Below are 17,766 nucleotides of genomic sequence, written 5' to 3' on the forward strand. Positions count from 1 at the left end.
AGAATCTTTTTTCCGGGTGAGAATATGAACTTCAAAAAGATTATTTTTGCATTCTTCGGACTTACCTTAATTTTTTTAATCGCCGCCTGGTTTTTCCCGTTAAATTACTATCTTGCCTTACCCTTAACAATTAAGGAAAATCCTCAACCAGCCGATGCCGTCGTGGTTTTAAGCGGGGGCCTTACCAAGAAGGGAGATTTAGGCGAGAGTACCAGGGAAAGGTTAAATTTAGGTATTAACCTCTGGAAAAACGATTACGGACGCTATCTTTTGCTGTCAGGAGGCAGTTTTACCAGAGAGCCAAAAGACGCCAGCGTCATGGCCAAAGAAGCGCTAAAAAAAGGTGTTCCCGCTCCGGCTCTTTTACTGGAGAGCAGTAGCGAAAACACCTACGAAAACGTTTTATTAACCGCAAATATTTATTATCAGAACCGCTGGAAAAGAATTTTAGTGGTCACCTCTGCCTATCATACTTTGCGGGTTAAAAAAATGTATAACGACCGGGGGGTTAACGCCACCGTTGTCTACCCCGCCGGTGAACTGCCAAACGCCCGCGGATTGTTAAGATTAAGGCAAACTATAGTAGTTGTTGAAGAATATTTAAAGTTACTCTACTACTTTATTGGTAAGCTTTAGTTTTTTTATTTTATTGCGCAAGGTAGTATGGGTTACCCCCAAACTTCTGGCTGCCTGCCTGATGGAAGGGTATTGTTTTAAAGCTCTTTCAATAAGTTCCTTCTCCACCTGGTTAACCGCTTCTTCTAAAGTCCGGGCAACAAAATAGGTATTTTGGGGGTTATCTAAAATAATATCTTTGGCTTCGATAACCCCATCATCCGCTAAGGTTAAAGCCCGTTCAATGACGTTTTGCAGTTCCCGGACATTGCCTGGCCAGCTATACGCTTTAAGCTTATTTAAGGCATTTTCCGTTATTTCAAAGTACTGTATTCCCCGCCTTTTGGCAAAAGTATTTAAAAAATGGTAGGTCAACACTTCAATATCCTCCACCCGCTCCCTTAAAGGCGGAATTTGTAGTGGAAAAACATTTAAGCGAAAATACAGGTCTTCCCGGAACTTTCCTTCCCGGACCATCCCCTCTAAGTTGCGGTTAGTTGCAGCAATTATTCTAATATCCACCGGTATCTCTTCTTGACCGCCAATCCGGCGCACCTTCCCTTCCTGCAGGACGCGCAAAAGTTTGGCCTGCAGGTGGGTAGGAAGTTCGGCAATTTCATCTAAAAACAACGTCCCCTCATGGGCAAACTCTAAAAGCCCCTGTTTTCCTCCCTTTTTTGCTCCGGTAAAAGCCCCTTCCACATAACCAAAAAGTTCCGATTCCAACAAACTCTCCGGAACCGCCGCACAGTTTAAGGGAACAAAAGGCTTGGTTCTCCTCGGGCTCTCTAAGTGAATAGCCCGGGCAAACAGCTCCTTGCCGGTCCCCGATTCTCCCCGGATTAACACAGTGGTATCGGTTCTTGCTACTTTTTTGGCCATTTCTACCACAAAGCGCATTTTTTCAGAGGTATAGATGATATCGTTAAAGCTATTTAACGACGGTTTGGTTAAAGCATAAACCAGTTCCCGGACTTCCGACATGGGCTTTAAAACCGCAACCACCCCTACAATATTGCCCAAGCGGTCCTTTATCGGTCGTCCGGAAGTAAGATAATGAAGTCTTCTACCTTCAACATTAATAATTATTTCCTGGTTGTTGTAACTTTCACCGGTTTTTAACGTTTTTAGCATGGGAATATCGTTTGCTAAAAGCTTACCCACATTCTGCCCGATTACCCTTTCTACCGGAATACCAAAGATCTCGGCACAGCTCTGATTGCATATAGAAATGGTACCGTGACTATCGATCGCAATTATACCCTCATTAACCGTATCAAGAACAGCTCTAAGCTGCTGCTCCTTTTGCTCATAGGGCATTATTTCAATGGGATGAACCTTTAATACTTTGGGAATATTTTTTAAGTCATCGATAATTTGCTTTAAAGTTTTTTTATCCGTTTTCTCTATCTCCAAAAACATTCTTCCGGGAAGCACTTGAAAAGTAATAATATTTAAATTTCTGGCAGAAATAACCCTGGAAACATCCAAGACTAACCCTACCCGGTCTTCAAAATCCAGGGATAACTTAATGGTACCCATCCCCCCGTCACCTCACCTCTTTTTTCATTATCCTTTTTTTCAAGAAATCTTGCAACAAAAAATGCCGGGTTAATCCCCGGCATTACCTCGTAAAAGTTCGGTTATCGGTAACCTTAAAATTTGCCCTAATTTATAATAATTCATCCCCACCGCAATTAAAAAAGAAGACAAAAACGCAATGTTTATACCACTTAACAGTATCCTATAAGGAATGGCTAACTTTTGCAAAATTACCTTAGTAACCATCAATCCCAGCGGCCAGGCGGCCAGAACTCCTAACAAAACCGCCAGCAAGTCTTCCATTAAGATTATTTTCACAATAACTTTTGTTTTAAAGCCTAAAGCCGCAAAAATTCCTATCTCCCGGCTTCTTCCCAAAAGGTCATTTTCCAAAAACGACTTTACCAAAAGAAATCCCATTATTAAAAGAACAACCGCTAAGACACTACCAAATACCTGGTACCTTAAAAGTAAGTTAAAGCGCTGTTCTTCTGGTCCCATAATAAAGTCAATATTTAAATCCGGAAAAAGCTCATAAGCTTTAGATTTTACCGTATCATCCCCGGGTTTTAAAATTGCTTGAAGGAGAAAATAGTCCGGAGGAGCAGAGCTTTCTTTAAGGCTTGCAAAGAAAAACCCATCTTCGTTTTTACCGGTAGGCTTTAAAATCCCGACAACCTTCCCTTTGAAAGCCCCAAAATCAATTAAATCCCCAACCTTAAGCTTATATTCCCGGGCAAGGTCGGATCCTGCCAGTATTTCACCTGCTCTTTCAGGATATTTACCCAAAACCTCCCAGTAAGGCCGGTATTTCTTTTCTTCTGAAAAATCAAGATAAATTACAGCCGTTTTTTGTCCATTAACTGTAAAAAACCGAACTTTCTTTGGAGCATAAACGGTAATTTGCCGTTTAAAAGTATTGTAAAACTTTACAGCTTCACTTTCTGGAATATAGTTTAACTCGTAATTTCCTGAAACTAACGTGATATTTTGGTAAGTAAAACTAAACTGCTCGGTGGCAGCAGTCACGGCAATACGCTGCCCCCGTTTTTCCTTTTCCGTTTGTAAATAAGTATTTAAATTGCTTATAGTTAAGCCGATGGTAAGGAAAAGAGCAAAAACTAATAAAACCAAAAGAGTTTTTGTAGCTAACCGACCCCGCCGGCCTAAAAAGAAGCTTTTAACGTTCAAACCCCTCATATTAAACCCTCGGCTGCCAGGCATCTACAATATTTTTATCTACCAAAATTTTGCCATCTTTCACTTCGTACGGTATTTCATCGGGCGGGTAAGCGGTACAGCCCCCATCAATTCCCTTTAAGTTATCTAACAGAGACCAGCGCGTACCGCAGGTCATACAAACCAGCGCATTATCCTGAATTTTAAAGCGAAAGCCCCGGCACGGTTCACAAATGCTCACCGCTACTGCCAATCTTCCGTCGTTTAAGAAAAACGCAGTCAGCGGTTTGGTCGGGCTGTAAGGCACGTAGACTATTCCGTATTTTTGAACATCTTCTAAAGGTATTTCAATTTTTCCTTCCTTATTGACCACCGCTGGAATATCGGTCATTTGATTCTCCTGCCCGGAGTAATTAATTTCAGCGGCGTAATAGGCCCCCTCTTTTTTCTTCTTGGCAGGTACAAACATCATGACCGTTAATCCTATGGCAATGATTCCCAAAACCGCAATGATAATTTTCAGAGCTTTCTGCATGCTATTTTTTTGTTTTAAAAATTCTTCTTTTTTGGTCATTTAATTCGCCTCCTTTAAAGTTTTTGTTTCCAAAACCTCACCATCTTTTAGAAATAAAGCATGGGTAGCATATTGAAGATGGTCAAGGTTATGAGTTACCATGATAATCGTCTTACCCCGGCGATTTAATTCGGCAAAAATCTTCATAACTTCCTCTCCGGTCTTGCTATCCAAGTTACCCGTTGGCTCATCGGCTAACAATATTTCCGGCTCCATGATAAGAGCCCGGGCTATAGCTACCCGCTCCTGCTCTCCTCCGGAAAGCTCTTTGGGATATTTTTCTTCTTTTCCCTCAAGCCCAAGCATTTTTAAAAGCTCCCGCGCCTCTTTTTCCTTACTGATTTTCCGGGGATAAGCAAGGGTAGGTAACAAAACATTTTCTACAGCAGTTAAGTAAGGTAAAAGATGAAAATTTTGAAAGATAAAGCCAAGATAATTTAAGCGAAAAAGTGCCCGTTCATCGTGACTTAAGCTAAACAGGTCCAAATCATCCACCAGCACCCTACCACTATCCGGCTCATTTAAGCTTCCAAGGATACTTAATAAGGTTGATTTGCCGGAGCCCGAAGGACCCGCTACAATCCAGAACTCTCCTTTACCCACTTGAAAGCTCACATCTTTCAATACTTTGGTCTCCACATTGCCTTTAACATACTTCTTGCTAATGCTTTCCACTTGAATGTAGGCCATTTTTCTCCTCCTAATACTCCCTTAAAATTTCCTGATGGTCCAACCGGGAAACCTTTACCACCGGTAGCAGTGAAACCATGCCCCATAAAATCAGTCCACCAATTAAGGCAAAACTTATATACTGCCAGGAAAACAGTTGGGCGCTAGCAATTCCCAACATCCTGGCTAAGACCACAGCTAAGCCAACCATTAATAAACTACCTAAAACTTCACTAACCAAAAGCACAATTAAAATTTCCAGGCCATACAAATTAAAAATCTTTAACTTGTTAAAGCCGAGAGTTCTGAAAATCAACAACTCCTTTTCCCTTTCTTTAAAAAGACTAAAGGTTAAAATCAAAAAGTTTCCAACACCTAATACCAAAAGACCGTAAGCCATTTGCTTGCTGAAACTCCCAAAATTTTCAACCAAAAGTTTACGGTCAAAAATTGCATCCGCCATTGCCGAAACCTTTATCGTAGGATCCAGCGCTCTGATTTGTTTAACTATTTCCGGTATCGGGCAGGTTGAACACAGAGCACTTACCTCAATAAACGTATAAGAATTTATCTTAAACAGGGAAAGAACGGTTTTAAGATCTAAAAATAAACTGTTATCCTCAAAACTCCCTGTCCTTTTAATCACTCCGGTTATGATAAACTCTTCACCATTAACCTTTACTTTGCCAGGTTTCCCAAGTTTTTCGTAAAGATTTTCCCCAATTAGCCCTTCTTTCGCGGTTTGCGGTTTACGTCCGGTTATTTGCCACCACTTTTTTGCTCTTAACTCCTCCGCAAAGATTACTCCTAAAACCACCCCTTCCCGGTTGTTTACTTTTGCCTTCACCACTACCTTAGGGGAAATTATGCTGATACTTTCTTTATTTTTAATGGTTTTAATTTTGTCGGGAAGTGTCAAATCAATTCCCATTAGTTTTTGCTCGGCAAAAGGTACTCCATCAAAGGCCTTCCCCTTGGAAAGTTTATCAGGTACAATTAAGATATTTGCACCAATTTTGTCATAGTAATCGGCCACTTCCTTTTGCAAATTAAAAGTTGTAAGTAAAACTCCTCCGATTCCCCCAATGGTGATGGCAATACTTAGAATCATTAAAAATACCTTGGTCTTTTTTTCCTGCATTTGTCGTAAAACTACATGCCCGATCTTCATTGCCTCACCCGCTAATTTGTAGTTTCAACTTAATTATAAATTAATTTCCTACATCTTGTAGTTACAAAAATGTTACAAAAAAATTAAAACCTCCAAAGGGGAGGTTTTAACGCCGTTTAACAAATAAAGTATAAAAAGATTAAGCTTAAACTTACAATCAAAGTCATCACCGCAAAATAGGTAAAATTCCTCCGGGGAATTTTCAAATCGCTCTCTATTATGGCCTGCATTCGTTTTATTTCAAAATCCCCTCCCACATCCAAAGCAAAACCAATCCATGACGCATTCGCCCCAAATTTGTAAGTTTTAACCAGAGCACTGGCTAAGGGTTCTTTTTTACCTAAATAGCCGAGAGCAACTTTATCGGCTCTAAGCTCCCTAAACAACAAAATCTTTTCAAAATATTTTTTAAGCCCGGGAACGAAAAAGTAGAGGTAGGTGGCAAACTGGCAAAGACTAATTATTAGGCTATCATTAGCTTTAATATGAGCAAGTTCATGGGCAAGGACCGCCTTAAGTTCTTCAAAATCCAGTCTTTTAGCATACTCTTCCCCGACAATTACCACCGGTTTATCAAATTTAAAGGTAAAAATGGTGATATTACCGGGAGCAAGATAACAAAAAACTTCTTTTTTTATCCCCATTTTTTCTTTAAGTTCAGCAAGAATACCGTTTAACTGCTCATCTTTCTTTAGCCGGTGAGCTTTCAAAAAGCGATTAAAAGTGAAATAGGGCCGGATAATCTCGTGCAAACCGTAAAAAGCTGCAAATATAAAGACAGGGGTAAAATATTTGGCTGCACCATCCCCTAAAAAGCACAAAAAACCCCCTATAAACTTTAAAGGAGGGTTGGCAAGGGTTAAAAGAGGGCAGGGCTTTCCCCAGTAAATTATTACCGCCAAGACCGGAATTAAAAGCGGTATGGTTAAAATCTCACTCCAAAAATAACTGTTATTTTTTAAAAGCCTTTTACCAATTAATAATAACAAAGTATAGCCAAAAAGAGGTCCAAACAAAGCATACAGAAAAAAAGTATGGACTACTTTAAAGCTCATACTACCCCTGCTGTTCTTTTATTTTTAATAACATTTTTTCCAACTCCGCAAGTTTCTGCGGATCATTCTCTACCTTTTTCAAGAAATGGGTAAAAGCAGGCTCGGCAAACTCTTCAAAAAGGCCATCCACTACCGTTTCGGCAACCTTATTATAAAATTCCTCCCGGCTTACCGCCGGTGTATAGGAATGGGCAAGCCCAATACTTTTTTTGATTAAAAGCCCTTTATCGGCAAGCCTGCCCATGATGGTCAGAATCGTGGTATAGGCAAGCTTTTTCTCCTGATTAATAATCTGGTGGACATCCTTTACCGTTGCTTCTCCTAAATCCCAGATAATTTCCATAACTCTTGCTTCTAATTCACCTAAAACCTTGGCCACACCCTTATTTTGGGGTTTAAATTCGCCCTCTAACCAGCTCATTTAAATCTCCCCTTCCTTTTTTGGCGCACAATTTCTACAAAAGCCATAAATTTTTAACTGGTGATTGGTTACGACAAAACCTTTATTTTTATATACTTCCCTTTCCAGTTCCTCCAATAAATCTTCCTCAATCTCTTCAATTTTTCCACAATTTAAACATATTAAATGATGATGCTGGTGCGATTTACTTTCAAGAAGCTCAAATTCATATCTTTTACGACCATCACCAAAATCCATACAATGTACCAAGCCTAAAGAATATAAAATTTCAAGGGTGCGGTAGACGGTGGCTAAGCCAATTTCCGGAGATTTTTCTTTAACAAGCCCTAAAATTTCTTCAGCACTTAAATGCTTATCCTGGTTTTCAATTAATACCCGCAAAATTTCTTCCCGCTGCGGAGTAAGCTTATAATCACTTTCACGAAGTTTCTTACCCACTTGACTTAAGATATTCTCCATAAAACCCGTCCTTTTCCCTTAAAATCATTATTTTAGTTTTCAATTATTTTTGCTCGTTGGTTATACTTTCATCAAATCCGATAAATAAACCCCAAAAGTCAATAATAAAATATAAAATAACCCAAAAAAGCACGGCACCGCTTAGCATATGCCATAAAGAATAATTCCTGTAAAGGTAGTACATTAAAAAGCTATAACCAACAATTAAAAGTAGCCCAACCCCCCAGCTTATGAAAGCAATAGCCATTCTTTTTAAAACAACCTTAAAGATGTCAAACATCAATTACCCTCCAAAAATAAAAGCCAAAGACTTAATACTTTGGCTTTATTCTACCATATTTTTTAAGAAATTGAAAAGTTAAAAATAATCCCGCTAAAAAAAGGACTCCCGGGTAAATTAACTTTCTGCTGCTGTAAATAAGGGTTGGCTCCACGGAATTAAAAGCAACTAATTTTACTTCCCCAACAACATTTTCGTTTTCCTTTACAACAATCTTCCCTACCCTTTGACCAGCTTTTACCGGAGCTTGGAGCTTTTCTATCTTTTTTTGATAATCAAACTGGGGTTCCTGCCTCCGGTTTACAGTATCATACAGGTCTTCTGCCGCTATAAGTTTTACTGGCTCTTTGCCTCCAGCCACCTCTACTTTCCCAAATTCCTGCCCTTTAGAAACGAGCTTTACTGTTTTAAAATTGTTAAAAGCGTAATCCAAAAGCTTTGTAGCATCATCATAAACATTTCGTCCTTCACTCCCTAAAACAACCGCAATAAATTCCTCGCCATCCCGAGCAGCCGAAGCTACCAGGCATTGCCGGGCTTTTACGGTATACCCGGTCTTAATACCATTGGCCCCCTCATACCGCCACAGAAGTTTATTATGGTTTTGTAAAAACCGCAAGTATTTAGGGTCTCGATTTATTACCTTTGTTTTCGTCGCTGCAATTTCCCGAAACTTGGGGTTTTGCATAGCAGCCCGGGCAATTAAAGCTAAATCCCTGGCTGTGGTATAATGGTTATCGTTGGGAAGGCCATTGGGATTTACAAAATGGGTATTTTTTGCTCCTAATTCCCTGGCCTTATCATTCATTTCCTGCACAAAAGTTGCCACATCACCACCGATGTATTTGGCCACCGCAATCGCCGAATCGTTGGCAGAGTTAAGCATAATAGAATATAATAAATCTTCCAAGCTTAATTGTTCCCCGGGATTCAACCAGATGGCCGAGCCCTCAACATAACACGCTTCTTTATCGATATAAACCCTATCGGATAAATTTCCTTTTTCCAGAGCAATTAAGGTAGTCATTATTTTGGTAGTGCTTGCAGGATACATTTTTTGGTCGGCATTTTTTAAATAAACAAATTTTCCGGAGTTAACATTGATAACCGCTGCGGCTCGGCCAATAATTTGGGGTTCTTCTGCCAGTGCTATAGTTTTCAGGCATAAAATTAGGATAAATAAAGCAAAAAATCTTACCGGTTTCATTTCATCCCTCGTCAAAAAATTCTCTTTTTTAATATAACTGCCAACATTAGTTCAAGTCAAGGAAAGAAAAAACCATTTACTTTGCTTTGGTACCATAAAAATGCACGTCTACATCCAGGGTAAAACATAAGCCTTTGGGTAAAACCTCTAATACTTTTGGAAGCACTTTTTGAATATTTTCCTCGCTATCGACCACATCAATTATCAACGGTAAATCTGCAGACAGCTCCAGTAATTTCGTCCCATGAATTATGCCATCGGCTCCATAACCCATTATTCCACGGCTCACCGTAACCCCGGCTATTTTATTTTCTTTTAAAATTTTTATTATTTGCTGAACCACATTTTTCCCATCATGTTTGGTAGCTTCACCCACATAAATTTTGAGTAATTTTGCCTTACTCATTTAAACGCCTCCCTTAAAAAAATTTGCTAACCACATCCCCGCAGCAAAGAAAACTACCCCAGTAAAGATCGATGTAAGTAAATAATTCACATTTTTCCAAAACAACCCTTCTTCCATAAGAAAAATTGCCTCATAAATATAAGTAGAAAAAGTCGTAAATCCCCCAAAAAAACCGGTACCAAGTAAAAGCCAGATTACTTGATTTAATTTAAACCCGTATAATAAACCAATACCAAAGGAACCAATTATATTTATTAAAAACGTCGCCAGCGGCCAATCCCCCTGGTAGCGTTCTCCTATCTTTTTAGTAAAGGTATATCTTAAAACGGCCCCAATACTTCCACCAAGACCAATCAACAATAAGTCCACCATTAACCCTCATCCTTTACTGTGTTTTTCCTGAAATTTAAGTTAACCAGGTAAAGAGCTAAAGCACGACCAAGTATACCCGATAAAAACCCACCACTTAAGGATAAAAAAAGGTAGGCAAACCCAATTAAAAGTTTACTCTGTAAAAGCAATAGATAAATTTCTTTGGTCATTGTGGAAAAAGTGGTATACGCACCTAAAAATCCAGAAGTCAAGCCTAAACGTACTGTATCACTTACAGTTATTCTTTCTAAAAACAGGGTCATAAAAAATAAAAGTAAAAAACTACCGCTAAGATTAATTGCTAATGTGCTAACGGGGAAAATGCTTGTACCTAAGGCACGGCCAGTAATTTCCCGCGCAATTGCCCCAAAAAATCCTCCCAGAGCTACAGCAAAGTAATTCATTGTATCCCCCTCTTTTTGTCCAGAAAAACTAAGCCCCTACCTTTAACACAAAAGGTAGGAACCATTAGCTAAAAAACATTTCCGAAACTGTAAAAACACTTTTTATTTTAAATTTTTTAATAATTAATTTCAACTAACTTAACAAAAGCTCCATTTTTATTTCATAAAAAAGCGTTTTCAATAGCGCGCCGAATATGACCCACCCCCTCCTTGTGACCAATTTGTTTTAAGAAAATTTAAGACATTGCCTGGAATTTTTCCTTAATTTCTTTTAATTGGTCCACAAAGGTTTGAACTCTTATAATCTCCTGAGCTATATTCTGAGAATGCTCCAAACGTTTTTCCCTTGCCGCCTGAATAGCTCCTCGAGTAGCTAAAATAGTTTCTTGGAGACGTTCTTCTAACCTAAGCCCAAACTGGCGAAAAGCTTGATCAAGATTTTGCAGTGTTGCCCAGCGTAAATTTTCTACATTGGTTAAAACCAAATCATTTACTTGTTTTTGCAGTCGCTGCGCAATTTTTGCCCGGCGCATAGCAGGAGGTAAGAATTTAATAATGGTATTTTCCGAAAAAATGTTAAAAGTAGCTTCCAGTTTCTGGGTTACCCAGTAAGGCTGGCGTTTCATCTCAAATGCTTCAGCGCTGCTGGGAGCATGATAGGGAATGTCAAAAAGCTCGGCTGCAGTTTTCCGCACTGTCTCAATAAGCTCTTCCACTTTCTGCTGATAAGGTCTTAAAACTTCGGTTACTCTCTGTTCAAAAATCCTTGCCATTTCTCCAAGCTCTTTTTCAAAAAACTCAGGTATCGCCTTCGCCAGGGCTTTTTGAATTTCAGTTTCATTTACATTATCGCCCATCTGCTCTAAATTGGACCGGACAATTTCCAGTAAGTAAGCGCGGGCTTTCTGCCGTAAACTTTCGGCTTGTTGTTCGAGAAACTCCAGCATTCGTTTCCGGTCACCAACCAAAAGATCACCTAAGAAAATTCGTTGCTGGTTTGCTTCCTGAATTTTTTGCTCAAAGATATTAAGGCGCTCATCTAATTCCGCCAGAGGCATTTCCAGCGAACGAAGAGTAAGTTGCAAACGCATTAAAACATCGGCAATTACATCGGTAGCTTTCTTTGCCAGTGCTGTTTGCAAGACATTCTTTTTCTCCCGGGCAAGAAAATCAATCAGGTAATGCCAAACCTCATCTAAACCACTCTGCTCCCAAAGCTCTGGATCATTTCTTTTTCTTGCTTCTAACCCCAGGCGAGCTGATACACAAAAAAGAGGTGGTTCCCCTTCTATACCCACTTGTTCTCGCAGAACATTTTTAATAAATGTTACAAGGGCAGCAATTTCCTCTTTTTTAAGATAATCTACCTTATTTAAAATGAAAAAAAGATGGGCTACTTTAGTTCTGACAGCTTTTAAAAATTCTACTTCCACCTCCGTAATCGGCGGATCTGCCGAAACCAAAAATAAAGCCGCATCACACTGGGGCAAAAAATTTAGAGTCGTTTCGGTATTATGCCGGAAAGTTGAACCAATACCCGGGGTATCAATTAAGACTACTCCCTTTTGGAGAAGAAGCGAAGGATAGAATACTTCCACCTGAGATACTTTTTTATAATTTTTAGGATTTCCCGCTTCCGTAACAAATTGGGCAAGAAAAGCACTTATCTCTTCTTTATCTTGGCCTTTTAATTCTTCATTTTGCAAGCCTTCCTGCAGAAATACCCGTACCCGGGCCTCGGGCCCCCAGAGAAGAAAAATCGGAACAGCAGTTAAAGGTAGTACGGCTGTAGGAAGCAATTCTTCCCCAATAAGAGCATTGATAAAAGTACTTTTACCCCGCTTAAACTGTCCAAGAACTGCCAGATGAAAGCGCTCGTTTAAAAACCGCTCCTGTAACCCCCGGATTTTCTCTAAGTTCTCGCTGAATTCTGGTCCTAAACTTTGCAAAATTTCCAAAGTTTTTAAAAAAAGAATATTCATCTCTGTATTATCAGATATTGTTTGTATAGACCAATCTCGTTCTTTTTGAATCATACTGACCCCCTCTCTATGGTAAACACAAATACTTATTTTTTGCTCTTAACTATCAATACCGGGCAGTGGGCAAGACGAACTACCGCCTCCGAAACGCTGCCCAAAAGATAGCGTTTAATACCGCTTAAACCCCGTGCTCCTAAAACAATTAGATCATAACCCTCCTCTTCAGCAAGATTAACCAAAGCCTCTGCCGGATGCCCGGGTACTACGTTGGTAGTCACCGTTATCCCTTCACCGGCAGCAAGTTTTTGCGCCTCTTCGAGAGCTTTGGCAAAAAAGTTTTTAGCATCTTCCAGAACACCATCAACTTCATCCTTGGTTTCGGCAAAGTCAGGAACATGAGCTACCGCTATCACGGTAATTTGAGCCCCGTATTTTTTAGCAAGGTCTAAAGCCGCATTTAAAGCATTTTTAGCAAAAGGCGAACCATCATAGCCCACTAAAATTTTTTTAAACATGATTTATTTAACCTCCTTTTGTTGAGGGACTAACTTTGCTTTAAGTTTTTCTTCCCGCGTTACCGCTTCACGGTCAGGCCGGAAAAAGGCCTGGGCAATAATCGTCGGTACTACAGCACTTAAAATAACCACCGTTACTAATATCGTATACTGCACCTGGTCAATGTAACCGTGGTTTAAGCCAAACAAAGCAGATATTGTACCAAAAGTTAGCCCGGTGGACATCAATAAAGTGGTATACATTCCCTCCCGGGGGCCAAATTTAAAAAACCGGGTAGTTGGCCAAACACCAAGAAATTTAGCCAAAATTTTGACGATAAGACCAACAGTTATAATCCCGGCACCGGTAACTACCGCGGGCAGTGAAACATATAAACCAGCTTTTAAGAAATAAAAAGGAGTCAGTAGGGAAAAAGCTATGGTACGCAGGCGAGCGGTCAATGTCTTTTCCTGCAAAAAGAAACCCGCAACAGCTAAACCTAAAAGGTAGGCCGGTAAAACCGCTTCACTATTGGCCATAGTTGCCAGTCCACCGAGAAAGAAAAGCAGGAAGAAAATATATTTTATTTCCAATTGACTCACGCGGTTGCCATAACGATTGAGGAAAAACGGCGTAAAACGGGGAACAAAAGCTAAAATCAGGATAGTTGCAACAATAAAAAGAAACATCCAGCTATTAAAATTGGCAAAAAGCACACCTAAAGCAACTACCGTCCCCAGATCAGTAATAAAACAGGCAGCAAGGATAATTTTGCCTATTTCGGTTTCATTAAGACCGGTTTCCACCATTACAGCGTAAACCACTGCAACTGAGGTAGTGGAAAGGGCAATCCCTGCAATTTCAGAAGCTTCCAGGGTCCATTGGAGGACGTAATAAGCATAGAGAAAAGCCCCGATAAAGGGTAAGAGAAAGGAAAGAAATCCAATACTTACACTTTCTCTAAACTTTGTCCGTAATACCACCGGATCAACTTCAGCCCCGGCCAGGAAGGTTAAAACAATACTTCCTACTCCAGCTAAGAAATTAACCCATTGGTTAGGGTGTAAGCCTAAAAAGTTACCTGCCACCACCCCTACCGCAATCTCCACTAAAGAAATAGAGATTCCGGTCCAACCAGCAATTAAACCGCTTACTAACGCAAGCCCTAACCATTCAGCGGCCACCAACCAGGTATTTTCCATAATTTTACCCCCCTTATGGAGCTAAGAAAATAAAAAACTCCTACCGAAAACTTTACTTTCGGTAGGAGCTATTAGCTCAGATGAGCGTTAGGCGAGCCCCATCGCCTTTAAATTTTGCTTTTATTTTACAATTTTTAATACACAATTGTCAAGTAACCTGCCAAAAATAGTTAACAGGAGGTGGTTAAATTTTACCCAAAAACAGTACCAAAAGCTGCTTGAAGTTACTTACCGCTTGTCAAACGAACATAAATGGTCTTAGCAATATCTTGATCTATTGCGGCCCTGGTCCGGCCTACCTTTATTATAAAACTGGGAAATCTCTGTTCCAGGGCAATAGGAAGACCGGGAATTACTCCCATTGCCATTAATTTTTTGATGATAGCCTCATCTTTGGTATTGAAATAAGCTACAATTCCTTTTTCGCCCGGTCTCATACTATAAAGACTTATGGCCAGGGGTTTAGCAGATGCCTCCATTAAAAGTTCACCCCCAGTACTGTCAACAACAAATTAAGGAGATAACCCATGAAAAAGGCAAAAGGCAAGATAAAGGCAGTTATAGCCAAAGTAACTTTAGTCCCTCGCTCCTTTAACATCATGGAAAATTGAGCAATGCAGGGAATAAACAAAGTTAAAGTTACAGCAGCAACCACTAACTGCTTGCCGGCCAGAATTCCATTCTGATATAAATCAAACATACCTGCTGCCCCGTAATCACGGCGGAAGAAACCAAACAGAAACACCTGGGCTGCCTTGGGTGGAAGTCCAATCCAGAGCATTACTGGCTCTAAGCCTTTAATAATAAGATCAAAGAGCCCGGTCAATTTCCCTATCCAGATTAATACCGAAGCCAAAATAAACAGGGGTAGAATCTCAATAAAATACCATTTCATCCGCACAAAAGTCTTGGTAAGGATATTTTTTAATTTGGGGATTCTTAGAGGTGGAATTTCCATATAAAATCCTGCCTTTTTGCCGGGAAGCAGCTGAGAAGACAAGTACCCTATCAGAAGAAAAACTAAAATCATAACTCCAGCCCAGATTAGCAGGGCTTCAGGGTTATTGGACAAAAGCCCTAAGATAACCCCTAACTGGGCCGAGCACGGAATAGCAAGAGCTAATAAAAGCGTCGCAATTATCCTTTCCCGGTTGGTTTCGAGAGTTCTGGTCACCATGGTCGCCATCGTATCGCAGCCAAACCCCAAAACCATTGGAATAACCGCCCGACCGGATAAACCTATTACCTTAAAAGCCCGGTCAATTAAAAGCGATAATCGCGGCAGATAGCCACTATCTTCTAAAATTGAAAACATTAAAAAGTATAAAGTCACCACCGGTAACACAATTGCCACAGCATACCTAATCCCCAAAGTAATTATTCCGTAGTCATTAGCAATTAAATCCTGCAAAACCTTCCACGGTATTACCTGGGCGGTAACCTGATTAACTACTGGATTAATATTACTTTCAAAATAAGTTTCAATTAAATCAACCAAAGTTCCGGCCCCAAAAACTCCCACAAACTTATAAATGCCGAAATAAAGTATTAAAAACATGATCGGTATACCCGTAATAGGATTTACCGTGAGCTTGTGCAAAAATTCGGTAATACTCGCTTTTTCCGTTTCCTTTTCTTTTAAAGCTTCCTTTTCTACATTTAACGCAAATTCCTGCCGGGCCGAAGCAATCACAAAGCTTAATGGTTCTTTAAATTGCTTTTGAGTATCGTCAATTATTTTAAGGATTTCTTGATAATGGGGTTCTTTCTTTGCGATTTCAGCTAAAAGAGCTTCATCTTTCTGCAGCAGCAAAAGGGCCAAGCTTCGTTTCGAAAGTTTATATTCCACGGTTAAAAGCTTTTCAATTTCAGCAATAGCTTTTTCAATCGGTTCCGGGTATTTTATTCTATTTATTAACATACTCGGCCACCCTTTCTTTTAATTCGCGAATTCCCACATTTTGCGCTGCCGCCATTGTAACTACCGGTATTCCCAGCTCTCTTTCAATTTTTTCCCGGTCAATAACAAGTCCCAGTTGTTCCGCCTCATCCATCATATTAATAGCCAAAAGCACCGGCAATCCTGCTTCAATTAACTGGTAGGTTAAGGGTAACATTCTCCCGAGATTTTTGGCATCAACAACATGGACCACAATATCGGGCTTTTCTTCTAAAAGAAGGTCTCGAGCCACTTTTTCCTCTTCGGTTATCGGTAAAAGGGAATACATCCCCGGGGTATCTATAACTTCATACTCTTGACCATGAATTACAGTCTTTCCCCGGGCAACTTCTACCGTTGTCCCCGGGTAATTAGATACAGTTACATAAGCTCCGGTTAAGGCATTAAAAAGCATGCTTTTGCCAACGTTGGGCGAACCAACCAGGGCTATTTTTAAGAGCTTTTCTTCACACATTTCCTTCCGGGCTTTTTGCCAGAAGAAACCAAAACGTCTCCTGTGTCTTCCACCGGCATGATGACAGCTTCTGTTGCAGTTATGGCAATCCATATTAACAACCTCCGCTATTGATTTTCATTCTCATTTACTCGTTAAAAAAAATACTTCCTACTTCTACATTATATCAAGCTGTTCGTAATTGACAAGTATTCTCAATTAAATTTTACCAATCGGGAAACAAAAAAAGTGACTGTCAAAGCTAAGATTAACCTGTAAATTATCAATACCGTTCCCTTTGCCCCAATAGCAACAAATAAAAGGGTATCTTCAATTAAGGAATGACAGATAACAAGAAAAATACTTATTAACACTAAATCTTTATGTTTTAAAATCCCTTCCCGGGCACTATCAATAATTAAGCCGGCACCATAGGCCAGACCAAAAACTAATCCCGCCAAAAGCGGAAAAGCTGCTTCCTTTTGCATTCCCAAAAACCCCATAAGGGGCTCTAACGGTTTTGCCCATTTTTCCAGAACCCTTAATTCTTTTGCCACTTCTAAAACTACCATAAGAGGAATTACAATCATAGCTATTTTTATTAGCATATTAAAACTACCGCTCAAAGCTTCTATAAATATTTTCTCCACCATATCCCACTCACCTAAAGTATGATATTTAAAAGATAGCCGCTCAATATTGCCAGGACAATCCTTAGTAATATTAAATACCAGACCACAATTCCGGTTTTTTTGCTAACGGCAGTTTCCACAAAAAGATTATGGGAAAGCAATAGCATCACGGCAATAATAGTCACCTGTTTGACCGTCATCTTTAAAGCGGCAATAGCAGCAATGGTAGGATAAAGATTTAGCACATTACCAATTACAAAAATTAACGACGCCTCCCCAGGAAGTCCTACAAACCGCATTACCGGCTCGAAGATTTTGGCAATTATCGCTAATATTCCAGAATACTTTAAAATTGTAATTAAAAAATATACCGGAACTACTGTCCTGGCAAGCTCATAGGTTATATTAAAACCCTTTTGGATACCGCGTATTGCTGCAATTTTAATATTGTATAAACTTACCCCGTTCATTTTTTCCTCCATCACATTTTCCTTCTATTTTATCACTCCAGGGACGGTTCTGAGAACCACCACATTTTCATGAAGGAATAAAAGTAAAAAGGGATAGGCAGATTGCCTATCCCTTTTAGAGTTTTTTCCGGCAGCGACCTACTCTCCCAGGACCTATCGTCCCAGTACCATTGGCGCTGGAGGGCTTAACTGCCGTGTTCGGAATGGGAACGGGTGTTTCCCCTCCGCTATGGCCACC

Annotated in this window: 22 protein-coding genes, 1 rRNA gene and 1 riboswitch; of the genes, 1 reads left to right on the forward strand and 22 read right to left on the reverse strand. The window is 39.9% G+C overall.

Annotated elements, in window-relative coordinates; genetic code table 11:
* Positions 1–24: 24 nt before the first annotated feature.
* Positions 25–636: a YdcF family protein gene (locus CARFE_RS0105255; RefSeq protein WP_028051988.1), complete on the forward strand. Its 612-nt coding sequence runs from the start codon at positions 25–27 to the stop codon at positions 634–636.
* On the opposite strand, the gene CARFE_RS0105260 is transcribed toward CARFE_RS0105255, so the two are convergent.
* From CARFE_RS0105260 to rrf, 22 genes are all read right to left on the reverse strand, one after another.
* A complete protein-coding gene (locus CARFE_RS0105260; RefSeq protein ID WP_011344983.1) occupies positions 607–2,157 on the reverse strand; it encodes a sigma-54-dependent Fis family transcriptional regulator in 1,551 nt (516 codons plus the stop codon). The two genes, CARFE_RS0105255 and CARFE_RS0105260, sit on opposite strands and share 30 nt — an antisense overlap.
* Positions 2,158–2,226: 69 nt before the next feature.
* The gene (locus CARFE_RS0105265) at positions 2,227–3,357 is read right to left on the reverse strand and encodes an ABC transporter permease (protein ID WP_028051989.1); all 1,131 of its coding nucleotides are present in this window, start codon (positions 3,355–3,357) and stop codon (positions 2,227–2,229) included.
* Between the two features lies 1 nt (position 3,358).
* Positions 3,359–3,910, reverse strand: a complete 552-nt coding sequence (locus tag CARFE_RS14380) for a DUF2318 domain-containing protein (RefSeq protein WP_051250176.1) — start codon at positions 3,908–3,910, stop codon at positions 3,359–3,361.
* Positions 3,911–4,600 (reverse strand): ABC transporter ATP-binding protein, encoded by a 690-nt coding sequence (locus tag CARFE_RS0105275; protein ID WP_028051990.1) that lies wholly within the window; start codon positions 4,598–4,600, stop codon positions 3,911–3,913.
* Between the two features lie 10 nt (positions 4,601–4,610).
* Positions 4,611–5,750: an ABC transporter permease gene (locus CARFE_RS0105280; RefSeq protein ID WP_028051991.1), complete on the reverse strand. Its 1,140-nt coding sequence runs from the start codon at positions 5,748–5,750 to the stop codon at positions 4,611–4,613.
* Between the two features lie 116 nt (positions 5,751–5,866).
* The gene (locus tag CARFE_RS0105285) at positions 5,867–6,805 is read right to left on the reverse strand and encodes a M56 family metallopeptidase (protein WP_028051992.1); all 939 of its coding nucleotides are present in this window, start codon (positions 6,803–6,805) and stop codon (positions 5,867–5,869) included.
* 1 nt (position 6,806) lies between these two features.
* Entirely contained in the window at positions 6,807–7,226 is a 420-nt protein-coding gene (locus tag CARFE_RS0105290; protein WP_011344990.1) for a BlaI/MecI/CopY family transcriptional regulator, read from the reverse strand.
* Complete coding sequence (locus tag CARFE_RS0105295; protein WP_011344991.1) at positions 7,227–7,685, reverse strand: Fur family transcriptional regulator; 459 nt, start codon at positions 7,683–7,685, stop codon at positions 7,227–7,229.
* A gap of 43 nt (positions 7,686–7,728) precedes the next feature.
* A complete protein-coding gene (locus tag CARFE_RS0105300) occupies positions 7,729–7,965 on the reverse strand; it encodes a hypothetical protein (protein WP_011344992.1) in 237 nt (78 codons plus the stop codon).
* 31 nt (positions 7,966–7,996) lie between these two features.
* Positions 7,997–9,172 (reverse strand): D-alanyl-D-alanine carboxypeptidase family protein, encoded by a 1,176-nt coding sequence (locus tag CARFE_RS14385; protein ID WP_051250177.1) that lies wholly within the window; start codon positions 9,170–9,172, stop codon positions 7,997–7,999.
* Positions 9,173–9,248: 76 nt separating this feature from the next.
* A complete protein-coding gene (locus tag CARFE_RS0105310; protein WP_011344994.1) occupies positions 9,249–9,578 on the reverse strand; it encodes a DUF190 domain-containing protein in 330 nt (109 codons plus the stop codon).
* Positions 9,579–9,950: a fluoride efflux transporter CrcB gene (gene crcB / locus CARFE_RS0105315; protein ID WP_034541682.1), complete on the reverse strand. Its 372-nt coding sequence runs from the start codon at positions 9,948–9,950 to the stop codon at positions 9,579–9,581.
* Complete coding sequence (locus CARFE_RS14390; protein ID WP_051250178.1) at positions 9,950–10,354, reverse strand: fluoride efflux transporter FluC; 405 nt, start codon at positions 10,352–10,354, stop codon at positions 9,950–9,952. Before CARFE_RS14390 ends, crcB begins: the two co-directional genes overlap by 1 nt.
* Before the next feature lie 236 nt (positions 10,355–10,590).
* Positions 10,591–12,390, reverse strand: a complete 1,800-nt coding sequence (locus tag CARFE_RS0105325) for a dynamin family protein (RefSeq protein ID WP_028051994.1) — start codon at positions 12,388–12,390, stop codon at positions 10,591–10,593.
* Between the two features lie 32 nt (positions 12,391–12,422).
* Positions 12,423–12,851, reverse strand: coding sequence for a universal stress protein (locus tag CARFE_RS0105330; RefSeq protein WP_028051995.1), 429 nt, complete (start codon positions 12,849–12,851; stop codon positions 12,423–12,425).
* Positions 12,852–12,854: 3 nt separating this feature from the next.
* Positions 12,855–14,033 carry a cation:proton antiporter gene (locus CARFE_RS0105335; protein ID WP_028051996.1) on the reverse strand — a complete coding sequence of 393 codons (1,179 nt, stop codon included), beginning with the start codon at positions 14,031–14,033 and terminating at the stop codon, positions 12,855–12,857.
* A 55-nt stretch (positions 14,034–14,088) separates the two neighbouring features.
* Positions 14,089–14,148, reverse strand: a riboswitch (Fluoride riboswitch).
* 109 nt (positions 14,149–14,257) lie between these two features.
* Positions 14,258–14,512, reverse strand: a complete 255-nt coding sequence (locus tag CARFE_RS0105340; protein ID WP_028051997.1) for a FeoA family protein — start codon at positions 14,510–14,512, stop codon at positions 14,258–14,260.
* Positions 14,512–15,954, reverse strand: coding sequence for a ferrous iron transporter B (locus tag CARFE_RS0105345; protein ID WP_028051998.1), 1,443 nt, complete (start codon positions 15,952–15,954; stop codon positions 14,512–14,514). Before CARFE_RS0105345 ends, CARFE_RS0105340 begins: the two co-directional genes overlap by 1 nt.
* Positions 15,941–16,540, reverse strand: coding sequence for a FeoB small GTPase domain-containing protein (locus CARFE_RS0105350; protein ID WP_028051999.1), 600 nt, complete (start codon positions 16,538–16,540; stop codon positions 15,941–15,943). The genes CARFE_RS0105345 and CARFE_RS0105350 overlap by 14 nt, the downstream gene beginning before the upstream one ends.
* Before the next feature lie 101 nt (positions 16,541–16,641).
* On the reverse strand, positions 16,642–17,079 hold the full coding sequence (locus tag CARFE_RS0105355) for a nucleoside recognition domain-containing protein (RefSeq protein WP_034541685.1): 438 nt from the start codon (positions 17,077–17,079) through the stop codon (positions 16,642–16,644).
* 11 nt (positions 17,080–17,090) lie between these two features.
* On the reverse strand, positions 17,091–17,528 hold the full coding sequence (locus tag CARFE_RS0105360) for a nucleoside recognition domain-containing protein (protein ID WP_051250179.1): 438 nt from the start codon (positions 17,526–17,528) through the stop codon (positions 17,091–17,093).
* A gap of 125 nt (positions 17,529–17,653) precedes the next feature.
* Positions 17,654–17,766, reverse strand: a 5S ribosomal RNA gene (gene rrf, locus CARFE_RS0105365); the annotation flags it as partial.

Source organism: Carboxydothermus ferrireducens DSM 11255 (assembly GCF_000427565.1).
Lineage (GTDB): Bacteria > Bacillota > Z-2901 > Carboxydothermales > Carboxydothermaceae > Carboxydothermus > Carboxydothermus hydrogenoformans.

What these genes read in the sequence shown, in the direction of transcription:
- CARFE_RS0105255 (WP_028051988.1), top strand. Translation starts at nt 25, where the DNA reads ATGAACTTCAAAAAGATTATTTTTGCATTCTTCGGACTTACCTTAATT.
- CARFE_RS0105260 (WP_011344983.1), bottom strand. Translation starts at nt 2,157, where the DNA reads ATGGGTACCATTAAGTTATCCCTGGATTTTGAAGACCGGGTAGGGTTA.
- CARFE_RS0105265 (WP_028051989.1), bottom strand. Translation starts at nt 3,357, where the DNA reads ATGAGGGGTTTGAACGTTAAAAGCTTCTTTTTAGGCCGGCGGGGTCGG.
- CARFE_RS14380 (WP_051250176.1), bottom strand. Translation starts at nt 3,910, where the DNA reads ATGACCAAAAAAGAAGAATTTTTAAAACAAAAAAATAGCATGCAGAAA.
- CARFE_RS0105275 (WP_028051990.1), bottom strand. Translation starts at nt 4,600, where the DNA reads ATGGCCTACATTCAAGTGGAAAGCATTAGCAAGAAGTATGTTAAAGGC.
- CARFE_RS0105280 (WP_028051991.1), bottom strand. Translation starts at nt 5,750, where the DNA reads ATGAAGATCGGGCATGTAGTTTTACGACAAATGCAGGAAAAAAAGACC.
- CARFE_RS0105285 (WP_028051992.1), bottom strand. Translation starts at nt 6,805, where the DNA reads ATGAGCTTTAAAGTAGTCCATACTTTTTTTCTGTATGCTTTGTTTGGA.
- CARFE_RS0105290 (WP_011344990.1), bottom strand. Translation starts at nt 7,226, where the DNA reads ATGAGCTGGTTAGAGGGCGAATTTAAACCCCAAAATAAGGGTGTGGCC.
- CARFE_RS0105295 (WP_011344991.1), bottom strand. Translation starts at nt 7,685, where the DNA reads ATGGAGAATATCTTAAGTCAAGTGGGTAAGAAACTTCGTGAAAGTGAT.
- CARFE_RS0105300 (WP_011344992.1), bottom strand. Translation starts at nt 7,965, where the DNA reads ATGTTTGACATCTTTAAGGTTGTTTTAAAAAGAATGGCTATTGCTTTC.
- CARFE_RS14385 (WP_051250177.1), bottom strand. Translation starts at nt 9,172, where the DNA reads ATGAAACCGGTAAGATTTTTTGCTTTATTTATCCTAATTTTATGCCTG.
- CARFE_RS0105310 (WP_011344994.1), bottom strand. Translation starts at nt 9,578, where the DNA reads ATGAGTAAGGCAAAATTACTCAAAATTTATGTGGGTGAAGCTACCAAA.
- crcB (WP_034541682.1), bottom strand. Translation starts at nt 9,950, where the DNA reads ATGGTGGACTTATTGTTGATTGGTCTTGGTGGAAGTATTGGGGCCGTT.
- CARFE_RS14390 (WP_051250178.1), bottom strand. Translation starts at nt 10,354, where the DNA reads ATGAATTACTTTGCTGTAGCTCTGGGAGGATTTTTTGGGGCAATTGCG.
- CARFE_RS0105325 (WP_028051994.1), bottom strand. Translation starts at nt 12,390, where the DNA reads ATGATTCAAAAAGAACGAGATTGGTCTATACAAACAATATCTGATAAT.
- CARFE_RS0105330 (WP_028051995.1), bottom strand. Translation starts at nt 12,851, where the DNA reads ATGTTTAAAAAAATTTTAGTGGGCTATGATGGTTCGCCTTTTGCTAAA.
- CARFE_RS0105335 (WP_028051996.1), bottom strand. Translation starts at nt 14,033, where the DNA reads ATGGAAAATACCTGGTTGGTGGCCGCTGAATGGTTAGGGCTTGCGTTA.
- CARFE_RS0105340 (WP_028051997.1), bottom strand. Translation starts at nt 14,512, where the DNA reads ATGGAGGCATCTGCTAAACCCCTGGCCATAAGTCTTTATAGTATGAGA.
- CARFE_RS0105345 (WP_028051998.1), bottom strand. Translation starts at nt 15,954, where the DNA reads ATGTTAATAAATAGAATAAAATACCCGGAACCGATTGAAAAAGCTATT.
- CARFE_RS0105350 (WP_028051999.1), bottom strand. Translation starts at nt 16,540, where the DNA reads ATGGATTGCCATAACTGCAACAGAAGCTGTCATCATGCCGGTGGAAGA.
- CARFE_RS0105355 (WP_034541685.1), bottom strand. Translation starts at nt 17,079, where the DNA reads ATGGTGGAGAAAATATTTATAGAAGCTTTGAGCGGTAGTTTTAATATG.
- CARFE_RS0105360 (WP_051250179.1), bottom strand. Translation starts at nt 17,528, where the DNA reads ATGAACGGGGTAAGTTTATACAATATTAAAATTGCAGCAATACGCGGT.